The organism is Rhodococcus sp. WS3 (assembly GCF_003797085.1).
Classification (GTDB): Bacteria; Actinomycetota; Actinomycetes; order Mycobacteriales; family Mycobacteriaceae; genus Rhodococcus_F; species Rhodococcus_F globerula.
On record NZ_RKMA01000003.1, the window covers coordinates 1140632 to 1157590 of the forward strand.

General features: G+C 62.9%; 20 protein-coding genes. 2 read left to right on the forward strand and 18 right to left on the reverse strand.

Features of this window, described 5'->3' with window-relative positions:
* Window positions 1-55 precede the first annotated feature (55 nt).
* From lysS to EEB13_RS26535, 3 genes are read right to left on the reverse strand one after another with little or no spacing between them, the layout of a single operon-like run.
* Window positions 56-1567: a lysine--tRNA ligase gene (gene lysS / locus EEB13_RS26525; protein ID WP_033236329.1), complete on the reverse strand. Its 1512-nt coding sequence runs from the start codon at window positions 1565-1567 to the stop codon at window positions 56-58.
* 11 nt (window positions 1568-1578) lie between these two features.
* On the reverse strand, window positions 1579-2082 hold the full coding sequence (locus EEB13_RS26530) for a DUF1772 domain-containing protein (RefSeq protein ID WP_141486589.1): 504 nt from the start codon (window positions 2080-2082) through the stop codon (window positions 1579-1581).
* Entirely contained in the window at window positions 2079-2912 is an 834-nt protein-coding gene (locus EEB13_RS26535) for an NAD(P)H-binding protein (RefSeq protein WP_045069603.1), read from the reverse strand. The genes EEB13_RS26530 and EEB13_RS26535 overlap by 4 nt, the downstream gene beginning before the upstream one ends.
* Before the next feature lie 80 nt (window positions 2913-2992).
* Here EEB13_RS26535 and EEB13_RS26540 point away from each other — a divergent pair, with 80 nt between their 5' ends.
* The gene (locus EEB13_RS26540) at window positions 2993-3970 is read left to right on the forward strand and encodes an AraC family transcriptional regulator (RefSeq protein WP_141486590.1); all 978 of its coding nucleotides are present in this window, start codon (window positions 2993-2995) and stop codon (window positions 3968-3970) included.
* On the opposite strand, the gene EEB13_RS26545 is transcribed toward EEB13_RS26540, so the two are convergent.
* The 6 genes from EEB13_RS26545 to EEB13_RS26570 all read right to left on the reverse strand — a co-directional run bounded on the left by EEB13_RS26545 (window position 3931) and on the right by EEB13_RS26570 (window position 8305).
* On the reverse strand, window positions 3931-4353 hold the full coding sequence (locus tag EEB13_RS26545) for a rhodanese-like domain-containing protein (RefSeq protein WP_033236327.1): 423 nt from the start codon (window positions 4351-4353) through the stop codon (window positions 3931-3933). The two genes, EEB13_RS26540 and EEB13_RS26545, sit on opposite strands and share 40 nt — an antisense overlap.
* Before the next feature lie 2 nt (window positions 4354-4355).
* On the reverse strand, window positions 4356-4868 hold the full coding sequence (locus EEB13_RS26550; protein ID WP_033236326.1) for a cysteine dioxygenase: 513 nt from the start codon (window positions 4866-4868) through the stop codon (window positions 4356-4358).
* Between the two features lie 277 nt (window positions 4869-5145).
* Window positions 5146-5961 carry a type III pantothenate kinase gene (locus tag EEB13_RS26555; protein WP_033236325.1) on the reverse strand — a complete coding sequence of 272 codons (816 nt, stop codon included), beginning with the start codon at window positions 5959-5961 and terminating at the stop codon, window positions 5146-5148.
* Window positions 5962-5963: 2 nt separating this feature from the next.
* Window positions 5964-6410 (reverse strand): aspartate 1-decarboxylase, encoded by a 447-nt coding sequence (gene panD, locus EEB13_RS26560; protein ID WP_033236324.1) that lies wholly within the window; start codon window positions 6408-6410, stop codon window positions 5964-5966.
* A gap of 28 nt (window positions 6411-6438) precedes the next feature.
* The gene (gene panC, locus EEB13_RS26565) at window positions 6439-7371 is read right to left on the reverse strand and encodes a pantoate--beta-alanine ligase (RefSeq protein ID WP_187328624.1); all 933 of its coding nucleotides are present in this window, start codon (window positions 7369-7371) and stop codon (window positions 6439-6441) included.
* Window positions 7364-8305: a Rossmann-like and DUF2520 domain-containing protein gene (locus EEB13_RS26570; protein ID WP_033236322.1), complete on the reverse strand. Its 942-nt coding sequence runs from the start codon at window positions 8303-8305 to the stop codon at window positions 7364-7366. The genes panC and EEB13_RS26570 overlap by 8 nt, the downstream gene beginning before the upstream one ends.
* Here EEB13_RS26570 and EEB13_RS32125 point away from each other — a divergent pair.
* Entirely contained in the window at window positions 8286-8411 is a 126-nt protein-coding gene (locus EEB13_RS32125) for a hypothetical protein (protein ID WP_255285245.1), read from the forward strand. The two genes, EEB13_RS26570 and EEB13_RS32125, sit on opposite strands and share 20 nt — an antisense overlap.
* Before the next feature lie 13 nt (window positions 8412-8424).
* Here the strand turns inward: EEB13_RS32125 and EEB13_RS26575 are convergent, their stop codons facing one another.
* From EEB13_RS26575 to tilS, 9 genes are all read right to left on the reverse strand, one after another.
* A complete protein-coding gene (locus EEB13_RS26575) occupies window positions 8425-9585 on the reverse strand; it encodes a DUF6779 domain-containing protein (protein ID WP_187328625.1) in 1161 nt (386 codons plus the stop codon).
* A 70-nt stretch (window positions 9586-9655) separates the two neighbouring features.
* On the reverse strand, window positions 9656-10123 hold the full coding sequence (locus EEB13_RS26580; RefSeq protein ID WP_033236378.1) for a DUF3180 domain-containing protein: 468 nt from the start codon (window positions 10121-10123) through the stop codon (window positions 9656-9658).
* Window positions 10124-10140: 17 nt separating this feature from the next.
* Entirely contained in the window at window positions 10141-10644 is a 504-nt protein-coding gene (gene folK, locus EEB13_RS26585) for a 2-amino-4-hydroxy-6-hydroxymethyldihydropteridine diphosphokinase (protein ID WP_033236320.1), read from the reverse strand.
* A complete protein-coding gene (folB, locus tag EEB13_RS26590; protein WP_095888145.1) occupies window positions 10641-11006 on the reverse strand; it encodes a dihydroneopterin aldolase in 366 nt (121 codons plus the stop codon). Before folB ends, folK begins: the two co-directional genes overlap by 4 nt.
* A 1-nt stretch (window position 11007) precedes the next feature.
* Complete coding sequence (gene folP / locus EEB13_RS26595; protein ID WP_141486719.1) at window positions 11008-11820, reverse strand: dihydropteroate synthase; 813 nt, start codon at window positions 11818-11820, stop codon at window positions 11008-11010.
* A gap of 53 nt (window positions 11821-11873) precedes the next feature.
* On the reverse strand, window positions 11874-12491 hold the full coding sequence (folE, locus tag EEB13_RS26600) for a GTP cyclohydrolase I FolE (RefSeq protein WP_033236318.1): 618 nt from the start codon (window positions 12489-12491) through the stop codon (window positions 11874-11876).
* A 58-nt stretch (window positions 12492-12549) separates the two neighbouring features.
* The gene (gene ftsH, locus EEB13_RS26605) at window positions 12550-15174 is read right to left on the reverse strand and encodes an ATP-dependent zinc metalloprotease FtsH (RefSeq protein ID WP_095888144.1); all 2625 of its coding nucleotides are present in this window, start codon (window positions 15172-15174) and stop codon (window positions 12550-12552) included.
* Between the two features lie 276 nt (window positions 15175-15450).
* Window positions 15451-16005 (reverse strand): hypoxanthine phosphoribosyltransferase, encoded by a 555-nt coding sequence (gene hpt, locus EEB13_RS26610; protein ID WP_033236316.1) that lies wholly within the window; start codon window positions 16003-16005, stop codon window positions 15451-15453.
* Window positions 16006-16008: 3 nt separating this feature from the next.
* Window positions 16009-16953 (reverse strand): tRNA lysidine(34) synthetase TilS, encoded by a 945-nt coding sequence (tilS, locus tag EEB13_RS26615; protein ID WP_141486720.1) that lies wholly within the window; start codon window positions 16951-16953, stop codon window positions 16009-16011.
* Window positions 16954-16959: the final 6 nt, after the last annotated feature.

A 16959-nucleotide genomic window follows, 5' to 3' on the forward strand; every position in this document is an offset into this window, starting at 1 on the left:
AACAGAAAAAGGGTTCGACCACAACAGTGTGCGGTCGAACCCTTTTCAGGAAAATCTAGCGAGCAGAAGGACGCACGATCGGGAACAGGATCGTCTCGCGGATTCCGAGGCCGGTGAGCGCCATCAGTAGTCGATCGATACCCATGCCGGTTCCCGTGGTGGGCGGCATGCCCTGCTCCATGGCGGCAAGGAATTCCTCGTCCAGCACCATTGCTTCGTCATCGCCGGCCGACGCGAGGCGCGCCTGATCGACAAAACGCTCACGCTGGATGACCGGGTCGACCAGCTCGGAGTAGCCTGTCGCCAGCTCGAATCCGCGAATGTAGAGGTCCCACTTCTCGGTGACACCCTTCTTACTGCGGTGATCACGAGTCAGGGGCGACGTCTCGACCGGGAAGTCCCGCACGAACGTCGGCACGTACAGCTGATCGCCGCACTGGTGCTCCCACAGCTCCTCGACAAGCTTGCCGTGGCCGTAACCCTTGTCCTTGGGAACCTCGAGGCCGACCTTCTCCGCCAAGGCGAGAAGCTCGTCGACCGTCGTATCCGGCGTGACCTCGGTGCCGATGGCAGCCGACAGCGACGGGTACATCTCGAGAACCTGCCACTCGCCACTGACGTCGTACTCGGAACCGTCGGCGAGGGTGAGGACCTGCGTGCCGAATGCTTCCTGCGCAACTTCCTGGACGAGCTCACGAATCATCTTCGCGGAATCGTCGTACGTGCCGTAGGCCTCGTACGTCTCGAGCATCGCGAACTCGGGCGAGTGAGTGGAGTCGACGCCCTCGTTGCGGAAGTTGCGGTTGATCTCGAAGACCTTCTCGATACCGCCGACGACGCAACGCTTGAGGAACAGTTCCGGCGCGATACGCAGGTACAGGTCGATGTCGAGGGCGTTGGAGTGCGTGACGAACGGGCGAGCTGCCGCGCCGCCGTGCAGCGTCTGCAGCATCGGCGTCTCGACCTCGAGGAAGCCGCGGCTCTCGAGCGCATTACGCAGCGCACGGACAACAGCGACACGCTTGCGGGCGTTGTCCCGAGCCTCGGGCCGAACGATCAGGTCCGCGTAGCGCTGACGCACACGGGACTCTTCACTCATTTCCTTGTGAGCGACCGGCAGGGGACGCAGCGCCTTGGACGCGATCTGCCACGCGTCGGCCATCACGCTGAGCTCACCCCGACGGGAGCTGATGACCTCACCGTGGATGAAGACGAAGTCGCCGAGGTCGACGTCGGACTTCCAGGCGGCCAATGCCTCTTCGCCGACGCCGGCGAGGCTGATCATGGCCTGCAGCTGGGTACCGTCGCCCTCCTGCAAAGTCGCGAAGCACAGCTTGCCGGTGTTGCGCATGAAGATGACGCGGCCGACGACGCCGACAATCACGCCGGTAGCGGTGTCAGCTTCGAGTTCCGGGAACTCGGCACGGATCTGCGCCAAAGTATGCGTGCGATCAACCGAGACCGGGTACGCCTCCTGCCCCTGCGCCAGGATCCGCTCACGCTTCTCGCGCCGGATACGGAGCTGCTCGGGGGTGTCGTCGACTGGCTGGGCTTCTACATCACTCACGGGGTACAAGACTACTGGGCCGTGTCCACCGCGTTTGTTGCTGGTAGCACCGCGGCCACCGCGAGCACGATTCCCGACAGGAGGTACAGCCCAACCCTGACGTGATTCCACATCGTCCAAGCGGCCTCGTATGACGACCATGCGCCTGCGTCGGTAGCCCTGACCGAGGCAAAAGCGTCGTTGCGTGGGACGTGGTAGATCGCTGTCACCGCGAAGGACGCGAGCACCCCGCCGCAACCGACAACAGCGAGCACCCAACCGTCCGGTCTCGAGATCGATGCCCAGATTCCGGCGGCGATCGCGGTGAGCGCCGATCCGACGAGGGGCAGCATCAAGGCACTCCGCGGTGCTTCCACGTTGAACGCCTGCATCGACGTAATCGCGGTATGTGCATCCACCGAGCGCAGGGCCGGCATCACGAAGGCGGAGAATGCGAACAGCGCACCGCCGGCGACCAGTGCACCGAACGCAGTCACGCCGACCAGCAACTCCAGAAAGATCTCGGATTTCTTCACGACCAGACCCCCGTTCGAGCAGCCTCGGCGGCAAAAGTGGTGAAATCTCGAGCGGGTCGTTTCAGGACCTCTTCGACGACGCCGGTCACACTTTGATTTCGTCCGTCGAGAACCTCGGCAAACAGGTACGTGAGCAACTCCACGACATCACTCGGGACTCCGACTTCCGCCATGCCGTCGGAAAACTGTTGCAGTCCAATTCTTTCGAATGACACCGCACGCCCCGACGCCGCCGAAATCGCCTCAACGGCCTCCACGAAGGTGAGCAACTCCGGACCCGTCACCTCGAGAACTCGGCCGAGGAGGTCGGTCCGAGTCAATGCGGCCACCGCCACATCGGCGAGATCGTCGACGTCGATGAACGGCTCCCCCACCTCGCCTACCGGAAGTTCCAGGTGGCCTTCCCGAATCGGATCGAGTAGATACCCCTCGCTGAAGTTCTGGGCAAACCAACTGGCCCGCACCACAGCCCATTCCAGACCGCTGTCGGCCAGAACCTGCTCGGCTTTCTGCGCCGCAGGTTCACCGCGCCCGGACAGGAGCACCATGCGCCTGACCCCTTCGCGATCCGCGAGATTCGCAAACTCCTCGATGTGTGTGCTCGATCCCGGAACAGCCAGATCCGGCGCATACGTCACGTATGCCACTTCGACGCCGGACACTGCGGGCTGCCACGTCGTCTGATCGTTCCAGTCGAAAAGCGTCCCGGATGTTCTCGACGCGATTCGGGTACGGATTCCCACCGCCGTCAGCCTCTGCGCAACGCGCGCACCGGTCTTGCCGGTACCACCGATCACTACTGCCGATTGAATGTCACTTGTTGTAGTCATGAACTCATTCGATCGCGCGGCGGCAATACGATCCATAGCTGAAGGTCGCAAAAACATACGTCAGCGTCTACCGTCGAAACATGGATGCATTGTCGATGATGCTGGCCGGATCGCGGGCGGAGGGCGCTTTTCTGCTGCGCTCGCTGCTCGATCCGCCCTGGTCATTACGTATCGAGGACCACGCACCCGTCACCGTGCTGATTCTGGTTCGCGGCACCGCAGTCGTCGTCTCGGACACCGGACAGACCGAGAACCTCGAGGCCGGCGACATTGCACTCCTGCGCGGCCCCGATCCCTATACGGTCGCCGATAACCTAAGCACCCCGATCCACGTACTCATCGACGAGGCACAAAACTGCGCCGCAGTCGACGGATCACCACTCGAGGACATGTCGGTTCTCGGCGTTCGCACGTGGGGCAACTCGACCAGCGGCCAAACCATCATGCTCACGGGCACATACCGTTTGGACTCTTACGTCAGCGGGCAGATTCTCGACAGCCTGACACCCGTCGCGGTAGTCCGTCGCAGCATGGAAACCACGCCGATGACGACGCTTCTGGAACAACAAATCGCCGCGGACGGGCCAGGACAGGAAGTGTTGTTGGACAGGCTCCTCGACCTGGTTCTGATCTCGGCGGTCCGTACCTGGTTCGCGGCGAACCCGGATCGATCACCGCGATGGATCAAGGCCTACGAGGATCCCATCATCGGACATGCCTTGCGGCTCATACACAATCGGCCGGAACACCCCTGGACGGTCGCGGCTTTGGCCCAGGAGGCCGGCTGTTCGCGAGCGGCCTTCGCGCGCCGGTTCACCGGTCTCATGGGGATCGGACCGGTTGGCTACCTGACCGAGTGGCGCTTGTCGGTGGCGGCAGATCTGCTCGCAGACCCGGCACGAACGGTGTCGTCGATCGCGCGAGAAGTGGGTTACTCGAGCCCCTTTGCCCTCACAACCGCCTTCACCCGACATCACGGGGTGAGCCCGAAAGCGTTCCGGCAAACCCGCCGGCCGCCTCAGTGGGCGGAAACCGCCGCCAACTCACGGGTGCAATGACGCACTCCGCTGAGCGCACCGAGCAAGCCCGCAGCCTTGATCGCCTTGTATCCGCCAACCAGATCGGTGGCGTTACGCAGGCCGAGTTGCTGCAACGACGCAGCGGCCAGGCTGGAGGTGTAGCCCTCGGAGCAGACGATCACCCACTCGACGTCGTGGTCGGTGGCCAACGCGAGGTGTGCGCTGCTGGTGGGGTCGAGTCGCCACTCGAGAACGTTCCGCTCGATCGCGAGTGCGCCGGGAAGAGTTCCCTCGATGGCGCGCTGCGCCTGCGGGCGAATGTCGACGAAGATCGCCCCGCGATGAAAGGCTTCGGTGAGCGAGAAGACGTACATACGATCGATCTGTGCGCGAGCGTCGTCGAGCATTTGGTCGATAGTCATTTTCAAACTCCCTCGGGCTGGTCGGTCAGCTCGGTACGTGTGCGACGAAGTGTGTTGTTGTCCGTGACTTCGTAGTAGGACATTGCCGTCAATGGCGGCGAGTAGGCATGGACGCTCAAAGTCGGTGAATCAGAGCTTATTTCGATCTTCGATCCGGGCTGCGGCGGTGTCCATACGACGTCGTGTACCCACCCGAGCTGGAATGCCGCCTGATCGCCGGCGTCGAGCTGACGCTCCACCAATTCTTCACCTGCCCAGCGATATTCGGTGAGCGAACCGCTGAGAACCGTGAGGGCCCCGAAAGAACCTGCGTGGTCATGTAATTCGGTGTTACGTTCCGGAACCCAGCTGATGAGCCAGACGTCGACGTCGTCGTCGGCATACAAGCGAGTGGACCACCGCTCGACGGTCGGGAACGCCTCGGGAATGAGGTGATCGAAACGTCCGTCGAGAACACCGTTTGCACCCTCGTCAGTGAGGCGCAGAAGATCAGCGGGACGCAAGCGGGTGGGCAACGAAGCCCGGTTCTGACGTCGTCCGGACGAACCGCGATTAGCACCGTTACCTGCGGAAACACCACGACCAGATGCAAGAGTAGGGGTCAAAACAGAGAGATCTGCAGAATGTGTGGGTAGCACGAGCTAGCTCCAAGGAGATGTGAATTGGTCAAGGCAGCGGTCAGCCTCGACAACACTCCTGAGCACTCATGCAGCGATTCACGTTGACCATTGTGGCACAACTTCTGCGATCGCGAAACCTGTGGAGAGAATTCCCTACGTCACACATGGACGGTCACGCTATCGGCCGTCGACCCGATCCCCTACGCGCCTGATTGCGCTCGAACACCAACCGCAACCCCTCGAGCGTGAGATCCCGTTCGAGGTGCTCGATGGTGGCGGACTCCGGAATGATCAGCGGTGCACTGTCTCCCGTGGCGATCACCGCGACGTCCAAGCCACCGAACTCCGGCAACTCCTCACGAACGCGTCGTACCAATCCGTCTACAAGACCGGCAAAGCCGAACACCGCTCCGGACTGCATGCACTCCACGGTGTTCTTTCCGACCACCGAACGCGGACGCACCAATTCCACTTTCCGCAGTGCGGCAGACTGCGACGCCAAGGCGTCGGTCGAGATCTCGAGCCCCGGCGCAATACAGCCGCCCAGAAACTCACCCTTGCCCGACACTACGTCGATACACGTCGACGTTCCGAAATCGACAACGATGCAGGGGCTCTCGTAAAGATAATGCGCCGCAAGGCTGTTCACGATCCTGTCGGCGCCCACCTCTTTGGGATTGTCCACCAGCAGCGGCACTCCGGTTCGCACACCTGGTTCAACCACAACGTGCGGAACATGTCCCCAGTACCGCCCGAGCATCACGCGAATCTCACGCAGCACCGACGGTACCGTCGACAACGCCGCAACACCGGTGATCTGATCGACATGCTGCCCCAGCAGCCCGCGGAAGGTCAACGCCAATTCATCAGCCGTCATCCGCGGATCGGTACGCATCCGCCAGTCCTGCAACAACTTCGAATACTCACCAACCCCGGAGAACAATCCCAGAACGATGTTGGTGTTCCGCACGTCGACCGTGAGCAGCACGGTTAGACCAGACTGGATTCACGCTCGGCGTCCAAGGTCGACAGCATACGAGGAGTGATCAGACCGGAACCTTCGGGTGCGTGTGCCGGGTCGGAACCAAGTTCCACCTGGTTGTTGTCGGCGTCGACGAACACGACTCGCGGGTTGTACTCCTTGACTTCCTGCGCGTTCATCACGCCGTACGCAATGAGGATCACGAGATCGCCCGGCTTGACCAGATGCGCTGCCGCACCGTTGATTCCGATGACACCGCTGCCGCGCTCACCCGCAATGACGTAGGTCTCGAGGCGGGCACCGTTGTCGATGTCCACGATGCACACCTGCTCACCTTCGAGCAGATCGGCGGCATCCATCAGATCCTCGTCGACCGTGACCGAGCCGACGTAATGCAGATCGGCGTGAGTCACCGTCGCGCGGTGGATCTTCGACTTCATCATGGTGCGAAACATATCCAAGGTCCTTTACTCGTGAGGGGGCTCAGTGAGACAGCAGGTCGTCAACAGCGTCGGCGGAAGGGTCGGTGTCACGTTCGAGGAATCCGGTTCCCACCGCGACTCCCACGTTGTCGATCAACCGGGTGGTGCCGAGCTTGGCGGCCACCAACAGTCGGCCGTCGCCGCGCTCCGGGGCGGGTCCGAGATCAACACCACGAACTTCGAGGTAATCGACCTCGATCTCGGGGACTGCGGCCAGAACGGCGCGCGCAGTCTCGACGATCGCTTCTGCACCACCGGCGGCAGCATGAGCGCCGGCGATCAGCGCCGCCGACAGTGCCACGGCCGCGGTCCGCTGGCTCTCGTCGAGGTACCGGTTACGGGAGGACAATGCGAGTCCGTCGAACTCGCGGACCGTCGGAACACCGATGATCTGCACGTCGAAGTTGAGATCCCACACCATCTGACGGATCAGCGTCAGCTGCTGGTAGTCCTTTTCCCCGAAGTACGCGTGGTTGGGAGCCACGATCTGCAGCAGCTTCGCCACCACCGTCAGCATGCCTGCGAAGTGCGTCGGGCGGGCGCCGCCTTCGAGTTCGCTGCCCAACGGACCCGGCATGACTGTCGTGCGCTGACCGCGCGGGTACATCGTCTTCGCGCTCGGCGCGAATACCAACTCGACGCCCTCGGCCCGAAGCAGATCGAGGTCCGCGTCGAGAGTGCGCGGGTACGCGTCCAGGTCCTCGCCCGCACTGAACTGCAGCGGATTCACGAAGATGGAGACGACGACAACCGCTCCGGTGATCTTGGCCTGACGAACCAACTCGATGTGCCCCGCGTGGAGAGCGCCCATCGTCGGAACCAACGCCACCTGGCGACCCACTCCGCGCAAGGCCTTCGACACACGCCGAATCATGTCCGGCTCGTGGTGCACTGTCAGTTCGCCGCGCTTGTATCCGCCCTGCAAATCACTCACGACGGTCACCTCCCGTTTCAGTCAAGATGTCGAACAATGTGGTGGGGGCGCCCACCCGCTGGGCCGATCGCAAGGACATCGCTCGATATCCGGCTGCAAGCTCCGGGTCGAGATCCGTCAGTACTCGTAAATGTGTCTCGACAGCCGCGGCATCACCGCGAGCCACCGGACCCGTCAATGCCGACGGGCCGCGTCGTAATGCGTTGTCCAAGGCAGCGGAGAGAAGTGGCTGCAAAACCCGCTCTGCAACTCCTCCGGGATCGCCGTCGATCAACTGCTGACCGAGCAACTCATCTCCCTGCAACGACGCGCGCAGCGCCTCGACGGCATCCACCACCAGCGTGACGAGGTGATTACTGCCGTGCGCCAATGCAGCGTGGTACAGCGCACGGTTCTCCTCGCGGACCCGAACCGGTTCGCCGCCGATCTCGAGGACCAGCGATTGAGCGATCGCGTACCCGATGTCATCTGCAGCGGTGATCCCGAAGCACGCCGACGACAACCGTGCGGTGTCCTCGTCATGCCCGGTGAACGTCATCGCCGGATGGATAGCCAATGGCAGCGCGCCCAGTTCCGTCAACGGAGCCAGGATCGAAATCCCGTTGGCACCGGATGTGTGGGCCACAAGTGTCCCTGGCTTGACTGCGTTCGTAGCTGCCAGGCCCTTGACCAGATCCGCCAGTTGATCGTCCGGAACTGCAAGGATCAACAATTCCGAACGAGCTGCAACATCGGCGGCAGGCAGGATCTCGGAATCGGGCAGTCGTTTAGCCGCCCGCGCAACTGATGCCGCAGAGACAGCAGAGCATGCGCCGACAATGTGTCCAGCGCGCTCGAGTGCGGCGCCTACAGCAGTTCCGACCCGCCCTGCCGAGACAATTCCAACCGTCAATCGCGCAGGCACAGGTCCGTTAGTGATCCCGAAGGAAGTCACCGGATTCCTCTCGTTCGTTCCAGTCCCGCTCTGCGGGTACCAGACGTTCTTCGACGAGGATATCCCCCGCGCCAGACGCGACGCTATGGACGAGCGAGTGATCTAGGACTCAACGGCTCTCAATCTTCACGGCGCCGACGACGCCCTGAGCCTTCCGCCGGATTCGCAGAACTGAGATTTGCCATGATCTCGGCCACCGTCAAACCGTTGGAGTGAGCACCGCTGTCGGCGCTGTCCGGGACTGCGCGACGCCGACGACGTGGTTCCTCCGTGGGTTCGGATGTTGGCTCAGGAGCACTGCTTGCAGGTGTGACGATTGGCTCAGGAGCACTGCTTGCAGGTGCGACTACTGGCTCTTCGACAACTTCGGCGACCACTGGCTCTTCGACTACTTCGGCGACTACCTCGACCACTTCTTCGACTACTGGCTCGTCAACGACCGGCTTGGCGACCGGCTTGGCGACAGGCTTGACGGTCTCAGGCTTCACAACTGCAGGCTTCGCGATCGGCGGCGTGACAACCACAGGCTTCACTGCGGCAACAGCAGGCTCACGGTTTTCGCCGCGCTGCGCGCCTTGCGCTTGCTGCGAATTGCGTTTGACCTGAGCATCTTTCACTGCCGCATTCTTCGCAGCTGCCTCGCGCCACGCGACTTCCTCGAACACGACGGTGGTTTCGGCGGTGACCGGACCGTCGTTCGGCGACGCCAACCCACCTACCTGAGGGCTCGGGGAATTGGTGGCGTTCTGACCGGCACCGGGTACGTACAGGCCCGATGCTGCGGGTTGATATGCGCTGTAGGAACCGCCGCCGAGTTCTCCAACGCGCGTCGAGTCGGCCTTCAAAGCCGGGCGTTCGGGGAGTAATCCACCGTCGAAGAGCGCTTCGAGATTGCGTCGCAGCGCCACCAATTCTTCGCGAAGCGCCGACAGTTCTGCCGAGTCGGTGCCGACTTCGCGGCGGATACGACTTTCGACACTCAACTCGTATTCGCGTCGAGCGGAAATCTCACGCTCCAGCTGCAGCTCGTACACGGTCTGCAAGTCCGCGACCTTTGCTTTGTCGAGCGCCGATTCGCGGCGGTACTTCGTCATCGCGATCGCACCCAGCGTGGCTGCCCAGAGCGCCACCACCAGTCCGACACGAAGGAGTTGAACACTGTTACTGAAGATCAGAAACAGTGAGGCGATGACGGCGAGAGCAAGAAGACCGGCAACGATCATCTGGCTCGCGCTGCGCTTGCTACGGCGCGCAGACTTCGATCGACCAGAATTCGTCATGGTTGCCAGGGTACTTGTCGAGAGCGCAGGTGCCATGGACCTTACCCATGCGATTCGCCTACCGCAGCGCTCAGTGCGCCGGTTCGTCAGGTGTATCTTCTGGCGTCTTACAACAGTGTTCGAGCCACAGCGCGGCTGCTACCAGCGCAATTGCTGCACCAAGTCCGACCCACGCCCCCGGCGTGTCCTCGGCGGCAGCTTTCAAAACGGATCGTTGTGGGATCAGATACACCAGTGCTCCGATCCACACCCCGGTGGTAGCTGAACCGACCAGTACTGACGCTTTTGCGAGCGCGAGGGCGCGTGCAGCAGCGATTGGGTGCAGTTGTCGATAACCGTCGCCGATCTGGCTTCCCTTGATCCGGGACCGAATGACAAACGCGAGGATCACCTCGGCGATCGCGGCCAGATACAGCGACGCGCCCGCGTACACCGGGATGGGCGGCATCGAACCGTAGAACACACGAATCAGAATCCAGGTGGCAACCGCGGCCACTCCGGTCAAAACCAGTAGTTCGCTGATTTTTGTCGGTTTCATGCCCCGATCCTGTTCGGTCACCGAATCAGAACCGAATCCGTGACGCGCACTCCGTCGCGCTCCGAGCGATCGAGGTTCGCGAGCACCTGCGCAACAGCCCGAACCTCCTGATCGACCATCAGGGTTGCACCTGGTTCGACGTCAAGCCAGGGAATGAGTACAAAGGCCCGCAGATGTGCCCGCGGGTGCGGCAGCGTCAGCTCCGGATCAGCACTGACAATTCCTTCACAATCCACCACGTCGACGTCCAAGCTCCGCGGACCCCATCGCTGATCACGCACCCGATCGGCGTCTTCCTCGAGTTTGCGCGACCGCAGCAGCCAGTCGTAGCTTCCGGCCGTCGGATCATCCACGAGTAGGACGGCGTTGAGAAAATCCTGCTGTTCGACGCCACCCCACGGCGCGGTCGAATACACCGGTGACACAGCCACTACGGCGTCTCCGAGACCGTCGACCGCAGATTGCAAATGGGCCAGGCTATCGCCGATGTTCGAGCCGATCGACAGAACGGCCCGAGTCATTTCTGCCTCGTCCGATGAGCAACGACAGCAACGTCTGCGAACACGAGTGGGATCGGTGCCGACGGCTTGTGGACAACAACTTCGACGCTCTGCACCCGCGTATCCGTCATGACGTTGTCGGCGATCTCGGCAGCAACGGTTTCGATGAGATCGCGTGACGGTCCACCGACAATCGCTGCGGCAGCCTCGGCCAACTCGCCGTAGTGCAGCGTGTGTTCGAGATTGTCCGACGCGGCTGCCGGGGCCAAGTCCATCCACACCGTGACGTCGATGAAGAAGTCCTGACCGTCACGCTTCTCATGGTCGAAAACACCATGATTGCCACGGACTTTCAATCCTCGTAACTCGATCCGATCGCCCATGTCAGTCCCTTTCCCGTCCACGAGACCACGCTTCCACAACAGCGATAGCGTCGAGTGACGCCTGGGCGTCGTGAACACGAACACCCCACGCGCCATCACGTGCGGCAAGCGCGGAGACCACCGCCGTCGCAGTTTCACGGCCGGCCGGCGGCCGCGGCGTCCCGCCGGAATCGCTGAGCAGCGACCCGAGGAAACGCTTACGCGACGCCCCCACCAGAACAGGAAATCCCAACGCCGTGAACTCCGGCAACGCCCGCAGCAGTGCCCAGTTGTGGTCGGCGTTCTTCGCGAACCCCAAGCCCGGATCGAGGATGATGGCAGAGGAATCGACACCCGCTTTCAGCGCGAGGTCGACCTGAGTCAGCAGTTCGTCACGAACGTCGCTGACAACGTCGTCGTAGTGATCGGCGCTGCCGCGGTGAACGTAGTCACTCGCCGAACGCCAGTGCATCAGAACCCACGGAATCCCGGCATCGGCAACCACCGACGCCATGTCGGCATCTGCGCGACCGCCGGATACGTCGTTGACGATGTCGACGCCGGCTTCGATCGCGGCAGCGGCAACCGATGCGCGCATGGTGTCGACGCTGACGCGAATGCCCGCGGCCACCAACTCCTCGATGACCGGCGCTACCCGTCCCGCTTCCACTTTCGGATCAACCCTCGAGGCTCCCGGCCGGGTCGATTCGCCACCGACATCGACGATGTCTACGCCCAGAGCTTTCAGTTCCAGTCCGCGGGCAAGCGCCGCATCTCGATCGAGGAACTGGCCACCGTCCGAGAATGAATCAGCGGTGACGTTGAGGACCCCCATCACCAGCGTCCGACCCGGATCCGTCGACACGCCGCCCGCGGAGTTCACTGCGCTCACTTACGAAGAATGAGGTCCAGAGCCTCGGAACGCGAGGCCGCGCTGGACTGCAGGAGCCCACGAACAGCCGAGGTCGTCGTGTTCGCACCGGGCTTGCGGATACCACGCATCGCCATGCACAGATGCTCGGCCTCGATGACGACGATGGCACCGCGCGGATCGAGCTTGCGCATCAACGCATCGGCGATCTGACTTGTCAGCCGTTCTTGGACCTGCGGCCGCTTCGCGTACAGATCGACAACTCGCGCCAACTTGGACAGTCCGGTGACCTTGCCGGATTTACCCGGGATATAGCCGACATGTGCCACTCCGTGGAACGAGACCAAGTGGTGCTCGCAGGTCGAGTACATCGGAATGTCTCGCACGAGCACCAGTTCCTGGTGTCCTTCGTCGAACGTGGTGTTCAGCGCCTGATCCGGTTCGGAGTACAGCCCGGCAAAAATCTCCTTGTACGACCGAGCCACCCGTGCGGGTGTATCGAGCAAACCGGGACGGTCCGGATCCTCGCCCACCGCGATCAACAGTTCACGGACCGCTGCTTCTGCACGGGCCTGATCGAACGGCCGCCCTGTTTCAACCGATACCAGTTCACTGACCACTTCATTCACCGACAACCGAACGCTCCTCGAGAGTTTGTTTCATACCCCGCCGCATGAGCCTAACGGCGGTTGGTCAGCGAGATCCGTCCGGTCCGTCCCAGCGCATGGTGCTCGGTCCGTCGTCGCTCGACGCGGCGTTGGGATCCGACTCCGGCGCCAGCCACTGATCCTGACCCTCGACGCCCGTGTTTCCACCGGCATTTCCACGGTTCGGATCGGCAAACGGCCCACCGTCCGGGTACTGCACCGGGTAGCTCGGTTGACCCTGTTGACCCGTGTAATGCTGGGTCGGGTACTGAGGCTGGCCCTGGTACTGCTGGCCCGAATTCTGCTGCTGGCCCGAATTCTGCTGACCATAGGCCTGCTCACCCGGATGGCTCTGCGGCTGACCGTACTGACCGGGTGCGGGCTGGCTGTACTGACCCGGTGCGGGCTGGCCGTACTGACCCGGTGCCGGCTGACCGTACTGGCCCGGCGCAGGCTGTGCCTGGTTGGGAGCGCCCTGGTTGGGCGTGCCCTGGTATCCGCCGGTCTGCTGGCCGGGGTACGCCTGCGTCTCGTTCTCGCGCGGCGGCCAACCCGGAGCCGACCAACCGGCCGGTGCTCCGTAGTCGGGAGTACCCGGCGCGGGTGCGGGTTGCTGGGGGGCCGCAGGCTGCTGCTGCGGAGCATTGGGCTGCGCGTAACCGTTGGAACCGCCGATGCTCGAGGCAGCGGGCGCACCCGACTTCACGAGCACGGGCGCCGGAGCCGGCTCCGGCCACGTCTCGCCACGCTCGATCGCCAATTCGCGAGGCGTCTTGACCGGCGGACGATCCGACGGCGTGCGGCCGCCGAAATCATTGAAAGCCGTGATGCGCGGACGCTTTTCGACGCCGGCAAGAATCTTCTCGAGATCCTTGCGGGTCAACGTCTCACGCTCGAGCAGTTCGCTGGCAATGAGGTCGAGGGCGTCACGGTACTCGCTGAGAATTGCCCACGCTTCGGTGTGCGCGGCCTCGATGAGGTTGCGCACCTCCTCGTCGATCTCGCGGGCGATCTCATGCGAGTAGTCGGACTGCACGCCCATCGAACGGCCGAGGAACGGATCGCCGCCCTCCTGCCCGTAGCGGACTGCACCGAGCTTGGCGCTCATGCCGTATTCGGTGACCATCGCGCGAGCGATCTTGGTGGCCATGTCGATATCGGACGACGCTCCGGTGGTGGGCTCGTGGAAGACCAATTCCTCCGCGGCGCGTCCACCCATCGCCATCACGAGGCGAGCGATCATCTCGGAGCGCGTCATCAAACCCTTGTCGTCCTCTGGCACCGTCATCGCGTGGCCGCCAGTGCGACCGCGAGCGAGAATGGTGACCTTGTAGACAGGCTCGATGTCGGGCATCGCCCACGCCGCGAGTGTGTGTCCACCCTCGTGGTACGCGGTGATCTTCTTCTCGTGCTCGCTGATGATGCGGCTCTTGCGCCGCGGTCCACCGACAACGCGGTCGACGGATTCCTCCAGTGCGGCTTCCGTGATGACGGTGCCGTTCTCGCGCGCCGTGAGCAGTGCGGCCTCGTTGATGACGTTGGCCAGATCTGCACCCGACATACCGACGGTCCGCTTGGCGAGACCCTCGAGGTCTGCGTTGGGATCGATCGGCTTGCCCTGCGAATGAACACGCAGGATGGCGCGTCGGCCGGCGAGGTCGGGGGCACCCACGGGAATCTGGCGGTCGAAGCGGCCCGGACGGAGCAGAGCCGGGTCGAGAATGTCGGGGCGGTTGGTCGCCGCGATCAGGATGATGCCGGTGCGGTCACCGAAACCGTCCATCTCGACGAGCAACTGGTTAAGAGTCTGTTCACGTTCGTCGTGCCCGCCGCCGAGGCCTGCGCCACGCTGACGACCGACGGCGTCGATCTCGTCGACAAAGATGATGCAAGGGCTGTTCTGCTTGGCCTGCTCGAACATGTCACGAACACGCGACGCGCCGACACCGACAAACATCTCGACAAAATCGGAACCGGAGATGGTGAAGAACGGGACACCGGCTTCGCCTGCAACAGCGCGAGCGAGGAGCGTCTTACCGGTACCGGGAGGCCCGTACAGCAGGACACCGCGCGGGATCTTGGCACCGAGGGCCTGGTAGCGCGTCGGGTTCTGGAGGAAGTCCTTGATTTCGTACAGCTCTTCGACAGCTTCGTCCGCACCGGCGACATCGGCGAACGTGGTCTTGGGCATGTCCTTGGACAGCTGCTTGGCCTTCGACTTACCGAAGCCCATCACACCGCCGCGTCCCCCGCCGCCCTGCATGCGGTTCATGACGAAGAAGAAGATGCCGAACAGAATGATCATCGGCAGGACGAACAACAGAATCGACGTCAGCCAACTCTGAGTGGTGACGGTGGTGTTGAACTTCTCGAGCCCGGCACCCTCGATGTCCTGGAAGATCTGCTGGGACGCACTCTCGGGGTACTTCGCCAAGATCTGCGTCTGGCCACCAGTCGCGTCGTTACCTTCCTTGAGCCACAGGCGAACCTGCTGCTCACGGTCGTCGATCTGCGCAGACGTGACGTTTTTGGCGTCTATCTGGGAGATCGCGACCGACGTATCGACGGTCTTGAAGCCACGGGTGTCGTTACCGAAGTAGCTGAAGGCGTAGATCACCATCAGCACGACGGCTACGAGTAGCACGTTACGGAACACAGTCTTACGGTTCATACAGGTCGGCCGAAGTGGCCGGTCCTTTCGGGAGTGCGGGTCTGCCGGTCGCCGCCGGCTGTCAACCGGACACCTGCAGGTTACCGTGGTCGGTCCTGTCTGTGCCCGTCAGCAGCCGTCGAGGTCGATCGAAACGATCGTCTGCAATTTCAACGACGACCAGGACCACGAGGTTCCCGAGCAACCACAGCGCATAGTTCCCTGTAAGCGAACACGCACTCCAAAGTCGTGCTCAGCGACCGAACACGCACTCCTACCTCACGCGCGGCAGCGAGTTCAGCCGCCGTAAACCTCGGGATCCAGCAATCCGATGTACGGCAGATCGCGGTAACGCTCGGCGTAGTCGAGTCCGTAACCGACGACGAACTCGTTGGGAATGTCGAAGCCCACGTCACGAACGTCGACGTCGATCTTCACGGCGTCGGGCTTGCGGAGCAGCGTGACGACCTCGAGCGACGCGGGGTTCCGGGTCTTGAGGTTGCGCATCAGCCAGGAAAGCGTGAGACCGGAGTCGATGATGTCCTCGACGATCAGCACGTGACGGCCGGCGATGTCCTTGTCGAGGTCCTTGAGAATGCGGACGACGCCCGAAGACGAGGTCGAGGACCCGTAAGAGCTGACGGCCATGAACTCCATCTGAGACGGAATCGGGAGAGCCCGGGCAAAGTCCGTCATGAAGAAGACTGCGCCTTTGAGAACACCGATCAGAAGCAGGTCACCCTCGGGTGCACCGACGGGATAACGCGCCGCGATCTCCTCCGCGAGTTCGGCCGTTCGCTGACGAATCTGTTCCTCGGTAATCAGTACCGATGCGATGTCACCCTCGTACACGCGTCAAACCCTTCGTCGGTCTTCGAATCCGACGGTCAGCCTGCCACGTCGACGAACCACCACCAACCTCGACTCCGGGGTTCCGCCACCGATCGCGACACCACCTTGCCCCCGCCAATCGGCAATCAAGGCATCGATGGCTCGTAACTGCTTGTCCGTCAACGCTTTTGCACCACTGCCGAGAAGCCAGCTCCGAAGAACGCGTCGCCGGATCGCGCCGGCCGATTCGGCAAGTGTGTCCACTTCCACTTCCCCGTCGACAACAACGCGAAGCAATACGGCGCCGGCAAGCGCGTCGAGAACCTGCCCGTCCTCACGCAATTGTGTGGCAGTGCGGGCCAGTGCTTCGGCAACTCCGCCCGCAAGAATTTCTTCGAGTAGCGGCAAGGCCTCGTGCCGCAATCGAACCCTCGTGAACTCGTCGTTGGTGTTGTGCGGGTCCTCCCACGGCGTGATCGCCAGGTCCTCACAGGCGGCTCGGGTCACGCCGCGTCGCACGCCGAGCAGCGGCCGACCCCACGGATCGTCGAAGGCCTGCATTCCCTGAATGGATCGACCACCGGATCCGCGGGCGAGTCCGAGAAGAACCGTTTCGGCCTGGTCGTCGAGGGTGTGTCCGAGCAGAACCGGTGCATCTCCCCGGCTGCCGTCCAGTGCCTCGTAGCGCGCATCACGGGCGGCGGCCTCCAGGCTGCCGTTGCCGTGGACGTCGACAGTGAGTACCCGCGCCGAGCGAACTCCCAGAGCCAGTGCCTGGTCAGCGGCGGCACGAGCGACCACGTCCGAGCCCTCCTGCAGACGATGGTCGACGATCAGCGCGTCCACCGACTCCGCTTCGGCCACCGCAGCGGCAGTGAGCGCCAAGGAATCAGCACCACCGGACAGCGCCACACACACCCGGCCGTGGGAGTGGTAGCGACGCAGCCACCCCCGCAGCGCCAGCCGCATTTCCAG